Genomic DNA, 13,095 nt, shown 5'->3' on the forward strand with positions numbered 1-13,095 from the left:
TGCAAGCAGGTACGAAGGGAGTGGTCCGGGCATCGCTGCCCGAACCAGGGCTCGATCTCAGGCGTCGACGGCTTCGAGCAAAGTGGCTACACCCTGGCCGCCGGCGATGCATTGAGTGGCCACGGCGTAACGGCCGCCGGTTCTTTTCAGCAAAGAAGCCGCCTTACCGGTGATGCGCGCGCCGGTAGCACCCAGCGGGTGACCGAGGGCGAGGGCGCCGCCGTCCAGGTTGACCTTGCGCATATCCAGGCCCAGCTCACGGATGCAGGCGATCGACTGGCTGGAGAAGGCTTCGTTGATTTCCATCAGGTCGATGTCGGCGATGTTCAAACCGGCGCGTTGCAGGAGTTTGCGGGTGGCATGCACGGGGCCCATGCCCATGATTTCCGGTGGGCAACCGGCCACGGCCACCGCTTTGACCCTGGCCAGGATCTCCAGCTTCCAGCGCCGCGCGAACTGCTCGGTACAGACGAAAACCGCGGCGGCGCCATCGGTCAGTGGTGAAGCGGTGCCGGCCGTGACACTGCCACCGAAGGCCGGCTTGAGCTTGGCCAGCCCCTCGGCATCGGTGCCGGGGCGGATACAGCCGTCTTCGCTGATCAGGCCTTCGGGGGTGTCGATCGGCACGATTTCTTGCTGGAAATATCCCCGCGCGCGGGCATTGACGGCCTTGGCGTGGGAGTCGATGGCCATAGCCTCCTGTTCCTCGCGGCCGATGCCATAGCGCTCGGCGACGTTCTCCGCCGTCTGGCCCATCGACATGTAGGCCTGCGGGAAATCGCGCATCAGCGTCGGGTTGGGCGCGATGTTGAAGCCGCCCATGGGCACGCGGGTCATGGATTCCACGCCCGCGCAAATGAAGGCTTCGCCGGCGCCGAGCAGGATTTGTCCGGCGGCGAAGTGCACGCCGGTCATCGATGAACCGCAGAAGCGGTTGACGGTGGCACCCCCCAGGGTGTCCGGCAGCCCAGCGAGAAAGCTGGTGATGCGGGCGATGTTCATGCCTTGCTCGGCTTCCGGGTAGGCGCAACCCATGATCAGGTCTTCGATCTCGCTGGGGTCGATGTCCAGCCCGCCGACCAGCGCCTTCACCGTTTGAGCGGCCAGGTCATCCGGGCGGATATTGATCAGGGCGCCCTTTTTCGCGAAGTGAAAAGGCGAACGGGCAAAGCCGGCGATTACGATCGATTGCATGGTGGTGGTCCTCATGATGCGAAGCTGGCTTCGCGGAGCGCTCAGTGGATGGAACAAGATCTGCCTGGGCTTGCCGAGCTGTCAGGGCGCACCCGAATGCTAAATATGATAATCATAATTTTATGTTGCTTATAGTATGTCAAGTGAAATGTAAATGCGTGGACTGTCTGCCCGATTCAGATGGCCGCTGCCAGGGTTTGAGCAGAGGAGAACGTGGGATGACGACTGTCGGAACGGCTATGGTCGATGATCAGGCGCAGCAGACCCGCTGCTGGCGGCACTGGGTGAACTGAACGGGCTCCCTGCTTGCGCGGAGAAAGCCCGGGGCAGTGAGCATGAATGGCAGGCCTTCGAGCACGAACGGGTCACGGCGGTCACGCCGTCTCGGCGTTGTTTGATCCGGCGCCGAGCGGGTGTCGTCACCGGGCAGCGCGGCGGCCTAGGCTTTCATCCCGAGGATCAGGCAGGTCGTGGAGCCGGTGGCGTAGAGCTTGTCGTCCACGTCGTAAAGCCGTCCTTCGGCCAGCGCCGTGGAGCGGCCGACATGGATGATCCGGCCTTCGGCTCGCACCGGTCCGGTCTGGGTGGTCAAGGCCCGTACGTAGCTGATCCGCAGGTCGGTGGTGGTGTAGCCCTGGCCTTTGCTCAGCATCGTATGGATGGCGCAGCCCATGGCCGAGTCGAGCAAGGTCGCGATATAGCCGCCATGCACCATGCCCAGCGGGTTGTAGTGCTGGGCTTGCGGCGTGCCCTGGAAGATGAAGTGGCCCGTCGACCATTCGAGTGGCACCAGCCCCATCAGGTCGTTGATCGGCGGGGAGGGCAGGTCGCCGTTACCGATGCCGGCGAAGAAGTCTTGCGGGCTCATCGCACTGACTTCCTGCATGGTCAGGGTACCGGGTGGCGCGAGCCTGCCGCGCATGTCTTGGGCGGCAGCCAGCCAGGCTTCGATTTTCTCTTCTCGCGATTGCGCACTCATGTGGCGACGCCTCCTGGGCGTTGGGTGGTAGAGGGGTGGCAGGTGGTCCGACGGCGGGATCGCGCTGGGGCCAGAACCTGCTTGACAGAATAAATTACGGCCGTAATATTATCAATACATGAAACACATAATATAATCGTGCGACGTCAAGGGAACACCACCATGAGCGCTCATGTGCCGCCATCCAGAATGCTGCTGTTTATCCTCATCGGGCTCTCCGGGTTGGGCGAAATATCGACCCAGGTGCTGGTTCCCAGCCTCGGTGCCATCGAGCACAGTTTCGCGGCTCGCCCTGGCGCCATCCTTATCGCTCTATCCACTTTCGTCGCCGCCTTCGGCCTCGGGCAACTGGTGCTGGGCCCGCTTTCGGATCGGGTGGGCCGGCGGCCGGTACTGATCGGCGGGCTTCTCCTTTATGTGCTGGCAACTCTGTGGATGATGCTGGCAAGCGGCATGCTCGAGTTCGTCGTCGCCCGCGCGCTGCAGGGGTTGGGTGCCTGCGCCGCCCTGGTGCTGGCCCGCGCGATCGTGCGTGACGTATGGCGCGAGCAGGCTGGGCCGGCACTGGCCTTGACGGTGATCGGCATGCTCATCGCCATCGTGGTCTCGCCGGTATTGGGCGGGGTCGTCGCCACCTATTGGGGTGGGTGGCGCGTATCGATCGCCATTTCGCTGCTGCTTGGCGTCATAGCGCTGCTGGCCGCCGTTTTCAGCTACCGCGAGAGTAATCACAGCCCTGACCCGCACGCCGGGCAACTGCGGACCCTGGCGAAAAACTATGCCGACCTGCTGACCGGTCGCGCCTACAAGGCCTTTGCCCTGACGTTGGCCTGCACTTACGGGGCGATGTTCTGCATCATCGCCGGTTCGTCTGCGGTGTTCGTCGGCCTCCTGGGTTTGAGCGCTGCACAGTACGGTTTGACCTTCGCGGCAATAGTCTCCGGGCTGATTGTCGGTGCGGTGTTTACCCGGCGGATGATTGCCGTGTTGGGGCCGGAAAAAATCGTCGCCCTCGGTACCGGTCTGGTCGCCACCGGCGCTGTCGCGACCCTGGTTATTTACCACTTCAGCGGTCTCAGCGTGATCGGCCTGTGCGTGCCGCAGGTGCTGGTGACCCTCGGGGGTGGCATGGTGCTGCCGGCTTCGGTGGCTGGCGCCGTGATGCCCAATGCCCACCGCGCGGGACTGGCCGCGGGCTTTATGGGGTTTGCCCAGATGGCCGGGGCGACAGTGGCGGGCCTGGTGCTGAGCCGGCTGCAGGACGGCACGGCATTGCCGATGCTCGCCACCCACTGCGTCTTTGCCGTGACGGCATTCGCTGTCTTCTATCTGATGCGCGCCAAACGCGCCGAGCCGGCGGTTGTGCCCTTGGCGGACAAGGCCGATTGAGCGAGGCCACAGCCCAGCGGCAGCGTGGCGGCAATGTCACGCTTTTGCTCCTATCGTGTAGGGAGTTTTCAGCAGGCACTGGGGCGGCTCGCAGCATTGCCATCAGCCCTTCGGCAACTTTATGGAAAGGAACACAAGAATGAGTAGCTACGACGTTGTGGTGATCGGCGGCGGCCCCGGTGGGTATAACGCGGCCATTCGTGCCGGCCAGCTCGGGCTCAAGGTGGCGTGCGTGGAGGGGCGGGATACGCTGGGCGGCACCTGCCTGAATGTCGGTTGCATGCCCTCCAAGGCGCTGCTGCATGCCTCGGAGCTTTATGAGGCGGCCGTGGGGCCAGAGTTCGCAAGCCTGGGTATCGAGGTCAAGCCGACCCTCAACCTCGGCCAGATGATGAAGCAGAAGGATGACAGCGTTCAGGCCCTGACCAAGGGCATCGAGTTCCTGTTCCGCAAAAACAAGGCCGAATGGATCAAGGGCTGGGGCCGTATCGATGGGCCGGGGCGCGTAGTAGTGACGGCGGCGGATGGCTCGCAGCAGGTATTGAGCGCAAAGGACATCGTCATTGCCACCGGCTCGGAGCCCACGCCGCTGCCCGGCGTCGAGATCGACAACCAGCGCATTCTGGATTCGACCGGCGCACTGGCCCTGCCCGAGGTGCCCAAGCACCTGGTGGTGATCGGTGCCGGCGTCATTGGCCTGGAGCTGGGTTCGGTGTGGCGGCGGTTGGGCAGCGAAGTCACGGTGGTCGAGTACCTTGACCGCATCTGCCCGGGCATCGACGCCGAAACCGCGAAAACCTTGCAGCGTTCGCTGAGCAAGCAGGGCATGAGTTTCAAGCTCGGCGCCAAGGTCACCGGTGCGCAGGTCTCGGCCACAGGCGTAACCCTCAGCCTGGAACCGGCGGCAGGTGGCGAGGCACAAACGCTGGAGGCCGACTACGTACTGGTGGCCATCGGTCGGCGGCCCTACACCAAGGGCTTGGGCTTGGAGACGGTCGGCATCACCGCCGACCCGCGCGGCATGCTGCTGAATGAAAAGCACCGGGCCGGGGCGCCAGGCGTCTGGGTGATCGGCGATGTGACCTCCGGCCTGATGCTGGCCCACAAGGCCGAGGACGAGGCCATTGCCTGCATCGAGCAGATCGTTGGCAAGGCGGGAGAGGTCAACTACGAGGTGATCCCCAATGTCATCTACACTCGGCCGGAAGTGGCCAGCGTCGGCAGAACCGAGGAACAGCTCAAGGCCGAAGGGCGCGCCTACAAGGTCGGCAAGTTCCCCTTCGCCGGCAACAGCCGCGCCAAGATCAACCATGAAACGGAAGGCTTCGTGAAGGTGCTGGCCGACGAGCGCACCGACGAAATCCTCGGTGTGCATATGATCGGCCCCAGCGTCAGCGAAATGATCGCCGAGTACTGCGTGGCGATGGAGTTTGCCGCCTCCGCCGAGGATATCGCGTTGATCTGCCACCCTCATCCGACCCGTTCAGAGGCGCTGCGTCAGGCGGCGATGAGCGTCGCCGGCTGGGCGATGCAGGCCTGAGCCGCTAGCGGGCAGGGTCACGGTCTGTCCTGCCTGCGAGCTGCTCAAGGGTTCGATACTGTCTTGATACTTGGCCTGCGTGGCGTGCTTCCACGCGTTGATGGCATCGATCCCCTGGTAGGCATGGCCTTCGTCGCGCACGCTGGCGTCCTTGGCGAAGCAGTGTTCCAGCATCTCGGTGTCGGACTTCTTTACCGGATAATAAATCAGTCCAGTTTTTTGCTATCAATCGTCCCGCGTCAGCACTTCCAACAGCTCGACTTCGAAGATCAGGTTTGCGTTCGGTTTGATGTAGGCGCCGAACTCCCGTTCGCCATAGCCGAGATGGGCCGGCACGAAGAGTTTGCGCCTGCCGCCAACTTTCATGCCCATCAGTCCCTGATCCCAGCCTTTGATCACACGTCCGGTTCCAATGACGCACTGGAAAGGCTTGCCACGATCATAGGAGGAATCGAACGTGGTGCCGTCTTCGAGAAAACCGTTGTAGTGGGTGGTGATCAATGCGCCTTTGACCACCTCTTTGCCGTCGCCCAACTGAATGTCTATAACCTGCAATTCGCTGCTCATGACTCTCTCTCATTCATTTGGTAGCCCGTGGATGGCTACTCAAGCCTTCGGTCTGGGCCGTTGGCGATTCGTCATCGAGATCGCAGTGAATCTCGGCCCCGCCAGCGTCACTGACCCTTGCGTCCGCAGGTGGTAGTTTGGCTCAGGATGGCATCGCACGCGAGAGCCCTGGGTCGGACGTTCAAGCAGGCTTGAATGCCCTCCTGGACTCATGTTCAGCTTGCACGGACGAAAGGAGAACGAAACATGTACATCGGAGAGCTAACCAAGCAAACCGGGGCAAGCGCCAAAGCGATACGTCTTTATGAGGCTCAAGGCTTGCTGGGGAGCATTCCACGACAAGGCTCGTATAGGGTCTATTCGGAGAAGAATGTGCAACAGGTACAGCTGATTCGGCAGGCTCAAGCCATCGGCTTCAGGTTGGTTGAATTAGCGCCAGTACTGAAAACACACGACGGCGAACCAGACTGGATGCAGTTACACCGGCAGTTAGTGCTCAAGCGCACGGCTCTGCGCCAGGAACTCCGGCGATTGAAACAACTGGATATGCGCCTGGACCACATCGAGCGGGAAATCCAGACGTGCCTGGCTGGCAACCCCACGCCAGCGAATGGGTTGTGCGAACCAACTGCGGCTTATGACCATTCTCTGGTCTTGATAAGTGCTTGACTCTGCCCCTAGGGACAAGGCTCACACTCCGCCGCCTCTGGTTTTGAATAGCAGGTGGGGCATGAGCAGTAAGCGGGTTTTAGTGGTCTTGGGGCATCCGTCAGGCAAAAGCTACTGCGCAATGCTGGTTGACGCTTACGCGCAAGCCGCGCAGCAGGTCGGGCATGAGGTCAAGACGTTGCGGTTGCATCAACTGCATTTCGACCCAATTCTGCATGATGGTTACAACACGATTCAGTCGCTGGAGCCTGACCTGCTAATCGCGCAGGAGTCTATTACCTGGGCCCAGCACCTGTGTTTTGTGTATCCCATATGGTGGGGTGGCTTTCCGGCATTGCTCAAAGGCTTTCTGGACCGTGTATTTCTGCCTGGGTTCGCGTTTAAGTACCAATCATCCAGCCCGTTTCCTGATCGGCTGCTTAAAGGCCGATCGGCCCATATGCTGGTCACCATGGATACACCTCCCTGGTACTTTCGCTGGGCGTACCGGGCGCCCGGTCTGCATCAGATGGAAAAAACGACGCTCGGGTTTTGCGGTATCCAGCCGATCAAGACATTAACGCTAGGCCCCGTGCGAGGTGCCGGAGCGAGTCAACTCGAAAGCTGGTTGAAGAAAGCTCGCGTGTTGGCATCGCGGGTGTAATGCAGCCGTGTGGGCCAATGATACCGAGGGGCCTATCAGCTGATTTTGAGCGTCGCCCCACTCAACCCGCGCAGCCATCCAGCAGCCATCCAAGCAAACGAGGGTCCCGACGGCAAGCAAAAGCTCAGCGGGCGCCCACATCGCCTAAGGCGAAGCTGCTCGGTATGGCTGATAGGTAGTTGTCAGCGGAGGCGGAACATAGAACGCAACGCGAAGCTATGCCAGCAGGGCTACCGACTTGATCTGTGCCCACAATCGCTGGCCGCTGTGCAGGCCAAGCTGGTCACGGGAATAGCGGGTGATACGGGCCAATAGTGGCGTACCGGCCATTTCCAGGCGCACCAACACATGGGCTGGGTTATCCGCGGGCACCTCGGCGCTCACGGTAACCGGCAGCAGATTGAGAATGCTGCTGTGCAATGGCCGCTCAAGGTTCAAGCTCACATCGCGAGCCTGGATCTTGAAGCGCATGCGTTTGCCTGAGAGGACGGGCGAGTGGGCGACCTGAACGCTCAAGGCACTGTTCGGGAACCCCAGGCTCAGCAACTGATAAGCCGAGTCGTAGCCGGTTACAACACCCTCAACCACCACGCCCGCATCCTCGCCGAGCGCCATAGGCAGATCCAGACGAGCGAGGATTTCCCCAATCGGGCCGCTGGCCAGCGCCTTTCCCTCATCCATCAACACCAGGTGATCAGCCAGGCGGGCGACCTCATCTGGCGAATGGCTGACATACAGGATCGGGATATCCAGTTCGTCATGCAGGCGCTCCAGGTAGGGCAGTATCTCGCCTTTGCGTTTGAGGTCGAGCGCAGCCAGTGGCTCATCCATCAGTAGCAGTTTTGGGCTGGTGAGCAGGGCGCGGGCGATGCCGACACGTTGACGTTCGCCACCGGAAAGACGGGTGGGCATGCGCTCGAGCAAGTGCTCGATACCCAACAGCTCCACTGCATGCTCCAGCGCCACCCGGCGCTCGCTCGGGGCGATGCGCTTGAGGCCATATTCCAGATTGCGCAGCACGGAAAGGTGTTCGAACAAGCTGGCTTCTTGAAATACGTAACCGACTGCGCGTTTGTGGGGTGGCAGGAAATGGCGCTTGCTGCTGTCTTGCCACAGCTCGCCATTGACCCGTAGATAGCCTTCCGCCGCCCGCTCCAATCCGGCCACGCAGCGCAGGCAAGTGGTCTTGCCGGAACCCGAATAACCGAACAGCGCGGTAACGCCGCGACCAGGTAGCTGCAAATCGACCTCGAGTGTAAAGCCCGGATACGGCACGCGAAAGCGAGCGTGAATCTGACTTTCTGACGACTCGCCGAGGATTAATGGGGCCGTTATGGCGGTACTGTTCATGCCTGGAAATCCCTTGGTAAGTCAGTGCTACGCACTTGCGTGCCCAGCTGGTCTCATTCGCCCCTTGGCGTGCAGCACCAGCAACACCAAAAACGAGAACAGCACCATGCCGCCCGCTAGCCAGTGCGCCTGGGCGTACTCCATCGCTTCGACATGATCGAAGATTTGCACCGAGACGACTCGGGTTTTTTCAGGGATATTTCCGCCGATCATCAACACCACGCCGAATTCGCCGATGGTATGTGCGAAGCCCAGAATCGATGCCGTGATGAACCCAGGCCTGGCCAACGGCAAAGCCACTGAAAAGAACGTGTCCCAGGGGCTGGCACGCAGCGTGGCCGCTACCTCCAGGGGGCGTTCGCCAATGGCCTCGAAAGCATTTTGAATGGGTTGTACGACGAAGGGCATCGAGTAAAAAACCGAGCCCACCACCAAGCCGGCGAAGCTAAACGGCAAGGTGCCCAACCCCAGGCTCTGGGTGAACTCCCCGATAAAACCATGCGGGCCCATCGTGACCAGCAGATAAAAGCCGATCACGGTGGGAGGCAGCACCAAAGGTAATGCGACTACAGCGCCCACGGGTCCCTTCATCCTTGAAGGGGTGCGTGCCAGCCACCAGGCAATGGGTGTGCCGATGACCAGCAGCAAGGCCGTGGTCAGCGATGCCAACTGCAAGGTCAACCAGATCGCAGCGAAATCGGCGCTGGTAAGTGGCATTACGTTCTCCCGGTCTTACAGTTGGTAACCGTAGGATTTGATCACAGCGGCGGCTTTCGGGCCTCGGAGATATTCAACCAGAGCCTTGGCGGCAGGGTTGTCTCTGCCCTTGTTGAGGATCAGCGCGTCTTGCTTGATTGGATCATGCAGTTGCGCGGGTACTATCCAGGCCGAACCGCTGGTGATCTTGCCATCTTTGTAGACCTGCGACAGCGCGACGAAACCCAGTTCAGCATTGCCACTGTCGACGAACTGAAGGGTTTGGGTGATGTTCTGCCCTTCGACGATTTTCGCTGCCACCGCTTTGCTCAGGTCAAGCTTTGCCAAGACCTGGGTTGCCGCCAAGCCATAGGGTGCGGCTTTCGGGTTGGCGATGGCCAGGTGCTTGAACTGGTTTTTCTTCAACACTTCACCCTTGGCGTCGACATAACCGTCCTGTGCCGACCACAGGGCGAGGGCGCCGATGGCGTAGGTGAAGCGCGAGCCGGCGACGCTATCGCCTTCGCTTTCCAACTTGGCTGGCGTGCTGTCATCCGCCGCGAGGAATACTTCGAATGGCGCACCATTCTTGATCTGGGCATAGAACTGACCCGTAGCGCCGAAGGCGGCAACCAGCTTGTGGCCGGTATCCTTCTCGAAGTCGCTGGCGATCGCTTGCATGGGCGCGGTGAAGTTGGCGGCAACGGCCACTTGCACCTCTTCGGCCAACGCGCTGCTGAGCGCAATGCTGGCGGACAGGGCGACAACTAGGCGAGACATACGATGAATCATGGACTGCTCCTTGTTTTTGTGGATCGTTGAGAACACCGGACGTGCTTCAGGCATCGCTAGCCAGAATCACGCTTGACGCTTTAAAGAAGGCGCAAGCCCGCATGCCAGGCATAAGGCCAAGCACCTCGCAACTGGCCTGGGTGACAACTGCGGTGACGCTGCGCCCGGATGGCAGGGTGAGGGTCACCTCGTTGTTCACCGGGCCGCTCTGAATCATCGTGATTTCGCCCCACAGCTGATTTCGCGCAGTGAGACTCACCCCTGCATCGACAGTCAGCATCACGGACGAAGCCTTGACCAAAGCAAGTACCTCAACCCCAACGGCGAGACCAAGATTTTCGACGCTCGCCTGGGTAACCACCGTGACAATCTCGGTTTGTGGGTCTATGCGTAGACGTACTTCAGACTCCACTGTCCCGCTGACAAGCGCGCTAATGCGTCCAGAAAACTGGTTACGTGCGCTGCTCTTCACCCGCATGCGCCGCATTAACTGCTGGAAAGCCTGGATGTCGTCTGTACCAGCCTGATTTAGCTGGCTGGAGACACGGTCTAATGTCGTTTGGTATTCGCCTTCCAGAGCACGATACATAGCGATGACCCGTCGACCATACTCAGTCAGTTGGGTGCCGCCGCCTTGAGGGCCGCCCGTCTTGCGGGTCACCAGTGGTTCTTGAGAAAGGTTATTTATGGTGTCGATGGCCTCCCACGCGGCCTTGTAGGAAATGGGCACCGCCTTGGCCGCTCGGTTGATCGAGCCCTTTAGGCCTATTTCCTCAAGGAGGCGAATACGAGTTCCTGAAAGCTCCACACCGATTGCAGTTTCCAGCGACATGCGAGCGAGAAATCGAGGAGTCGTCATTGAGGAAACGGCCTATTCAGTGATCCCGAATTGCCCTTATGGGGCAGGGGCGTTGTGGTGGTATTGCTATAGCTCTCAGCCCTACAGTCCAACCAAAGTTGGACTGTTTCGGTATCGCTATGTAGATGACTATATAGCGCCATGTGTCACCTCGAAAGCACGGAGGGATAAATCCCATGAAAGTAAGCGCACGCAATGTGTTCAAAGGAACTGTCAGCAACCTGGTTGGAGGCGCCGTAAACGCTGAAGTCGTTCTCACCCTGCCAGGCGGTGACAGCTTGGTTGCCATCGTCACTATGGAGAGCGTTAAGAGCCTCGGCCTAGCGGTGGGCAAAGAGGCCGTTGCCTTGGTCAAAGCACCCTGGGTGATGGTGATGACCGACAGCAGTGACATCCGTCTTTCTGCCCGTAATTGCCTGAAAGGTACGGTGGCATCGGTAACAGCAGGTGCCGTGAACTCAGAGGTCGTGATTGCACTGACTGGCGGCACCAAGGTCACCGCTATGGTGACTTGTGATGCGATTACCGAGCTTGGCTTAGTCGCCGGCGTCAGCGCGACCGCAGTAATCAAGGCATCTCACGTAATTCTTGGCGTTCCTGTCTGATCCTGAAATGGCCGGGACTCGCTCCTGGCCATTCCTTTTCTCAGTCCCGTCGGCTCTCCATCTCCTGGCCAGACCTTGCAGCTCTCCGACAACGATCAATCGCATTGCCGTCGAATTTGCGCATCTTGAAAATAATTGACTTTAAAGTCAAGTTTTGGCGTTATGCACGCCGTCCTGTGCTTGTTGGCACCTTCTGGGTGTTCGAAGCGCTCGTAACCATTCCTGATTTGTAGCGGTTAAGGCCCCGCGATCATGGTGTTTGCGTATCGCTGTATTGAACAAAATATAGCGATCTGAGAACAACCTCGGTATCGTGCGCCCCCTTTATGGGGTCGCCACCATGCTCTTGCTTGGGTTGTTGCACGACAGCGGGTTGCGTGCAGAGGTAAGGCTTGCCGCCAGGACACACCAATAAGAAACGCATTTAGGAGCGACAACAATGAGAAAGTCCCCCCTGGCACTGGCCATCGCGTTCGGCATCCTGGCCCAACAGGCCAGCGCGGCCGGTTTTATCGAAGACAGCAAGGCCAGCCTCGGCCTGCGCAACTTCTACATCAACACCGACAACCGCAACGTCGCCCGCGACAACAAGCCCGCGACCACGCCGAACAAGCAGGAAGAGTGGGGCCAGGGTTTCATCTTCACCTACAACTCGGGCTACACCCAAGGCACCGTCGGCGTCGGTGTCGATGCCCTGGGCTTGCTCGGGGTCAAGCTGGATTCCGGCAAGGGCACGCATTACAACCCGACCAGCAGCGCTTACAGCGGCACGGTGTTCCCGACCCAGAGTAATGGCGAGGCGGTGGACAACTTCAGCCACCTCGGCCTGACCGGCAAAGTGAAAATCTCCAAGACCGAAGCGCGTCTCGGCACACTGCAGCCAAAGCTGCCGGTGGTGACCTTCAATGATGGCCGCCTGTTGCCGCAGACCTTCGAAGGCAGCCAGGTCACCTCCAACGAGATCGACAACCTGACCCTGATCGGCGGCCAGCTGGAGCATGCCAAAGGCCGTAGCTCGAGCAACAGCGACAGCCTCTCGATCGGCGGCGCGAACAACGCCAGAACCGGTCAATTCAGCAACGCCTTCTACTACGCCGGGGCCGACTACACACTCAGCAAGGACCTGCTGGCGCAGTACTACTACGGCAACCTGGACGACTTCTACCGGCAGCATTTCCTCGGCCTGACCCACATCCTGGCCCTGCCGGTGGGCAGCCTGAAGTCCGACCTGCGCTACTTCAACAGCAGCGCCGATGGCAAGAACAGCAGCCAGGCCGGCCGGGCCGAGGGCTACAAAAGCAGTGGTTTCTGGAAGACCGGCGACAGCCACAGCGGCGAAGTCGACAACAACACCTGGAGCGGCTTGTTCACCTACAGCCTGGGCAGCCACGCGCTCAGCGCCGGCTACCAGCAAGTCTCCGGCGACAGCAACTTCCCCTACCTCGACCAGGGCGACGGCGCCACGGCGTACCTGATTACCGACCGGCAGATCGGCAAGTTCGCCCGCGCGGGCGAGCGAACCTGGCTGACCGAGTACGGCTATGACTTCAGCAAGGCCGGTGCTCCGGGCCTGAAAGCCATCATCACCTACCTCAAGGGCGACAACATCGACTCGAAGACCGGCGACCAGTCCGAGTGGGAGCGCGACTTCCGCCTGGATTACGCCGTGCAGGGCGGGGCTTTCAAAGGCGTGGGCTTCTCCTGGCGCAATGCTGCGCTGCGCAGCAGTGTCGCCACCCAGAACGACCAGGACGAAAACCGCTTGATCGTCAGCTACACCTTGCCGCTACTTTAAGTTTTCTTGAGCCGAGT

14 protein-coding genes are annotated in these 13,095 nt (G+C 60.5%); 6 read left to right on the plus strand and 8 right to left on the minus strand.

Going from position 1 to position 13,095, the window contains the following annotated elements; translation table 11 throughout:
- Positions 1-57: 57 nt before the first annotated feature.
- On the minus strand, positions 58-1,194 hold the full coding sequence (locus AC3IYG_RS08965; RefSeq protein ID WP_489313421.1) for a thiolase family protein: 1,137 nt from the start codon (positions 1,192-1,194) through the stop codon (positions 58-60).
- Positions 1,195-1,633: 439 nt separating this feature from the next.
- Entirely contained in the window at positions 1,634-2,173 is a 540-nt protein-coding gene (locus AC3IYG_RS08970; protein ID WP_489313422.1) for a PaaI family thioesterase, read from the minus strand.
- Between the two features lie 162 nt (positions 2,174-2,335).
- Here AC3IYG_RS08970 and AC3IYG_RS08975 point away from each other — a divergent pair, with 162 nt between their 5' ends.
- Together AC3IYG_RS08975 and lpdA are read left to right on the plus strand one after the other, a co-directional pair.
- Complete coding sequence (locus tag AC3IYG_RS08975) at positions 2,336-3,562, plus strand: multidrug effflux MFS transporter (RefSeq protein ID WP_489313423.1); 1,227 nt, start codon at positions 2,336-2,338, stop codon at positions 3,560-3,562.
- Between the two features lie 139 nt (positions 3,563-3,701).
- Positions 3,702-5,102, plus strand: a complete 1,401-nt coding sequence (lpdA, locus tag AC3IYG_RS08980) for a dihydrolipoyl dehydrogenase (protein WP_489313424.1) — start codon at positions 3,702-3,704, stop codon at positions 5,100-5,102.
- On the opposite strand, the gene AC3IYG_RS08985 is transcribed toward lpdA, so the two are convergent.
- Both AC3IYG_RS08985 and AC3IYG_RS08990 read right to left on the minus strand, forming a co-directional pair.
- Complete coding sequence (locus AC3IYG_RS08985; RefSeq protein ID WP_489313425.1) at positions 5,046-5,276, minus strand: hypothetical protein; 231 nt, start codon at positions 5,274-5,276, stop codon at positions 5,046-5,048. The two genes, lpdA and AC3IYG_RS08985, sit on opposite strands and share 57 nt — an antisense overlap.
- A gap of 51 nt (positions 5,277-5,327) precedes the next feature.
- Positions 5,328-5,669 (minus strand): FKBP-type peptidyl-prolyl cis-trans isomerase, encoded by a 342-nt coding sequence (locus AC3IYG_RS08990; protein ID WP_489313426.1) that lies wholly within the window; start codon positions 5,667-5,669, stop codon positions 5,328-5,330.
- A 246-nt stretch (positions 5,670-5,915) separates the two neighbouring features.
- On the opposite strand from AC3IYG_RS08990, the gene AC3IYG_RS08995 reads away from it, so the two are divergent.
- Together AC3IYG_RS08995 and AC3IYG_RS09000 are read left to right on the plus strand one after the other, a co-directional pair.
- Entirely contained in the window at positions 5,916-6,338 is a 423-nt protein-coding gene (locus AC3IYG_RS08995) for a MerR family transcriptional regulator (RefSeq protein ID WP_489313427.1), read from the plus strand.
- A 61-nt stretch (positions 6,339-6,399) separates the two neighbouring features.
- Entirely contained in the window at positions 6,400-6,981 is a 582-nt protein-coding gene (locus AC3IYG_RS09000) for an NAD(P)H-dependent oxidoreductase (RefSeq protein WP_489313428.1), read from the plus strand.
- Positions 6,982-7,197: 216 nt separating this feature from the next.
- Here AC3IYG_RS09000 and modC read toward each other — a convergent pair whose 3' ends face one another.
- Genes modC through AC3IYG_RS09020 form a run of 4 tightly spaced genes read right to left on the minus strand, consistent with a single transcriptional unit; the run spans position 7,198 to position 10,651 of the window.
- A complete protein-coding gene (modC, locus tag AC3IYG_RS09005; protein WP_489313429.1) occupies positions 7,198-8,331 on the minus strand; it encodes a molybdenum ABC transporter ATP-binding protein in 1,134 nt (377 codons plus the stop codon).
- 27 nt (positions 8,332-8,358) lie between these two features.
- Positions 8,359-9,048: a molybdate ABC transporter permease subunit gene (gene modB, locus AC3IYG_RS09010; protein WP_489313430.1), complete on the minus strand. Its 690-nt coding sequence runs from the start codon at positions 9,046-9,048 to the stop codon at positions 8,359-8,361.
- Between the two features lie 15 nt (positions 9,049-9,063).
- On the minus strand, positions 9,064-9,819 hold the full coding sequence (gene modA, locus AC3IYG_RS09015) for a molybdate ABC transporter substrate-binding protein (protein WP_489313431.1): 756 nt from the start codon (positions 9,817-9,819) through the stop codon (positions 9,064-9,066).
- A 46-nt stretch (positions 9,820-9,865) separates the two neighbouring features.
- Positions 9,866-10,651 carry a TOBE domain-containing protein gene (locus AC3IYG_RS09020; RefSeq protein WP_489313432.1) on the minus strand — a complete coding sequence of 262 codons (786 nt, stop codon included), beginning with the start codon at positions 10,649-10,651 and terminating at the stop codon, positions 9,866-9,868.
- 203 nt (positions 10,652-10,854) lie between these two features.
- Between AC3IYG_RS09020 and AC3IYG_RS09025 the strand changes: the two genes are divergently transcribed.
- Positions 10,855-11,283 carry a TOBE domain-containing protein gene (locus AC3IYG_RS09025; protein ID WP_489313433.1) on the plus strand — a complete coding sequence of 143 codons (429 nt, stop codon included), beginning with the start codon at positions 10,855-10,857 and terminating at the stop codon, positions 11,281-11,283.
- A gap of 439 nt (positions 11,284-11,722) precedes the next feature.
- Entirely contained in the window at positions 11,723-13,078 is a 1,356-nt protein-coding gene (locus tag AC3IYG_RS09030) for an OprD family porin (RefSeq protein WP_489313434.1), read from the plus strand.
- Positions 13,079-13,095: the final 17 nt, after the last annotated feature.

The sequence above is a fragment of the Pseudomonas sp. KH_027 genome, assembly GCF_057838565.1.

Coding starts and splice junctions, on each gene's coding strand:
- AC3IYG_RS08965 (WP_489313421.1), bottom strand. CDS start 1,194: ATGCAATCGATCGTAATCGCCGGCTTTGCCCGTTCGCCTTTTCACTTC.
- AC3IYG_RS08970 (WP_489313422.1), bottom strand. CDS start 2,173: ATGAGTGCGCAATCGCGAGAAGAGAAAATCGAAGCCTGGCTGGCTGCC.
- AC3IYG_RS08975 (WP_489313423.1), top strand. CDS start 2,336: ATGAGCGCTCATGTGCCGCCATCCAGAATGCTGCTGTTTATCCTCATC.
- lpdA (WP_489313424.1), top strand. CDS start 3,702: ATGAGTAGCTACGACGTTGTGGTGATCGGCGGCGGCCCCGGTGGGTAT.
- AC3IYG_RS08985 (WP_489313425.1), bottom strand. CDS start 5,276: ATGCTGGAACACTGCTTCGCCAAGGACGCCAGCGTGCGCGACGAAGGC.
- AC3IYG_RS08990 (WP_489313426.1), bottom strand. CDS start 5,669: ATGAGCAGCGAATTGCAGGTTATAGACATTCAGTTGGGCGACGGCAAA.
- AC3IYG_RS08995 (WP_489313427.1), top strand. CDS start 5,916: ATGTACATCGGAGAGCTAACCAAGCAAACCGGGGCAAGCGCCAAAGCG.
- AC3IYG_RS09000 (WP_489313428.1), top strand. CDS start 6,400: ATGAGCAGTAAGCGGGTTTTAGTGGTCTTGGGGCATCCGTCAGGCAAA.
- modC (WP_489313429.1), bottom strand. CDS start 8,331: ATGAACAGTACCGCCATAACGGCCCCATTAATCCTCGGCGAGTCGTCA.
- modB (WP_489313430.1), bottom strand. CDS start 9,048: ATGCCACTTACCAGCGCCGATTTCGCTGCGATCTGGTTGACCTTGCAG.
- modA (WP_489313431.1), bottom strand. CDS start 9,819: ATGATTCATCGTATGTCTCGCCTAGTTGTCGCCCTGTCCGCCAGCATT.
- AC3IYG_RS09020 (WP_489313432.1), bottom strand. CDS start 10,651: ATGTCGCTGGAAACTGCAATCGGTGTGGAGCTTTCAGGAACTCGTATT.
- AC3IYG_RS09025 (WP_489313433.1), top strand. CDS start 10,855: ATGAAAGTAAGCGCACGCAATGTGTTCAAAGGAACTGTCAGCAACCTG.
- AC3IYG_RS09030 (WP_489313434.1), top strand. CDS start 11,723: ATGAGAAAGTCCCCCCTGGCACTGGCCATCGCGTTCGGCATCCTGGCC.